The organism is Synechococcus sp. R55.2 (genome assembly GCF_047462075.1).
GTDB lineage: Bacteria > Cyanobacteriota > Cyanobacteriia > Thermostichales > Thermostichaceae > Thermostichus.
This window is the reverse complement of sequence record NZ_JANSIH010000077.1, coordinates 1-1,140: the sequence shown is the minus strand read 5'-3', so window position 1 is coordinate 1,140 and position 1,140 is coordinate 1. Positions and strand designations below refer to the sequence as shown.

General features: G+C 58.7%; 1 protein-coding gene and 1 rRNA gene. One reads left to right on the top strand and one right to left on the bottom strand.

Annotated features, from left to right (window positions below):
* A 16S ribosomal RNA gene (locus tag NW838_RS02905) occupies positions 1-475 on the top strand; the annotation flags it as partial.
* Positions 476-600: 125 nt separating this feature from the next.
* Here the strand turns inward: NW838_RS02905 and NW838_RS02900 are convergent.
* Positions 601-1,101, bottom strand: a complete 501-nt coding sequence (locus NW838_RS02900) for a hydrogenase maturation protease (RefSeq protein ID WP_414427472.1) — start codon at positions 1,099-1,101, stop codon at positions 601-603.
* Positions 1,102-1,140 lie beyond the last annotated feature (39 nt).

The following is a 1,140-nucleotide window of genomic DNA, read 5'->3' as shown; positions in this document are numbered from 1 at the left end:
TGTCGTCAGCTCGTGTCGTGAGATGTTGGGTTAAGTCCCGCAACGAGCGCAACCCGCGTCGGTAGTTATAGGTGTCTACCGAGACTGCCGCCGTGACCGGCGGAGGAAGGCGCGGATGACGTCAAGTCAGCATGGCCCTTACGTCCAGGGCGACACACACGCTACAATGGCCACGACAATGCGTCGCCAAGCCGCAAGGCGGAGCTAATCGCCTAAACGTGGTCTCAGTGCAGATCGGGGGCTGCAACTCGCCCCCGTGAAGGCGGAGTTGCTAGTAACCGCGTATCAGCCATGGCGCGGTGAATACGTTCCCGGGCCTTGTACACACCGCCCGTCACGTCATGGGAGTGGCCAATGCTTGAAGTCCGTGTGCTAACCCCGCACGGGGAGGCAGCGGCCGAGGGCAGGGGCCGCGACTGGGACGAAGTCGTAACAAGGTAGCCGTACCGGAAGGTGCGGCTGGATCACCTCCTTTCTAGGGAGTTCTCTCCCAAATCTATCACTCTCGAGGCGCGTTGTGATCACGCTTGCCTGTTCAGGTGACCACCCCCAGCAATACCGCTGGGGGTGTGACTTTTTGGAGGATATTCTTTAGTTCCTCTACTCACCCCAGGCACGAGCCTGTAACGCCCAGTAGCGTCGTCCTAGGTACGCCCGTGCCAGCCGGGCTGCATAGGCAACTGCTCGTTCGGTAGCCGGGCTGAGCGCCAGATTGAGCGTTGTGTCATAAGCCGGAATGGTTATTAGAACAGCACGAGGAACACGACCATAAAGGAGACGTGCCAGAGCTAATAACCCTGCCGGATCACTCTGATGGCTAACATTCCGTAATGGTGCGGGTTCTACCACACGCACGTCAACATCGGTTCGATCTACCGCTGCATCAAGAAAGATAACGCGACGCGCCCGCGCAATCACAGATGCCAACTCAGGCGAGAGCTGTGTCTTTGTGATCACATGCGCCCCGACGATGTGCCATTGTCGTAATCGCTCGGCCGCCGCCTGTCCGGCATAATCATCCCCACGCAATGGGCTGCCGTAGCCGATGACTACTCCTCGTGGCGCTACCGCTGGACATCGACGCTGGCAAATGCTTCCCATAGCCAACTCTTTCTACGATGTTCCCTGATACCGGTAAGA

Excerpts from the sequence above, each read along its gene's own strand:
- NW838_RS02900 (WP_414427472.1), bottom strand. The coding sequence starts at position 1,101 with ATGGGAAGCATTTGCCAGCGTCGATGTCCAGCGGTAGCGCCACGAGGA.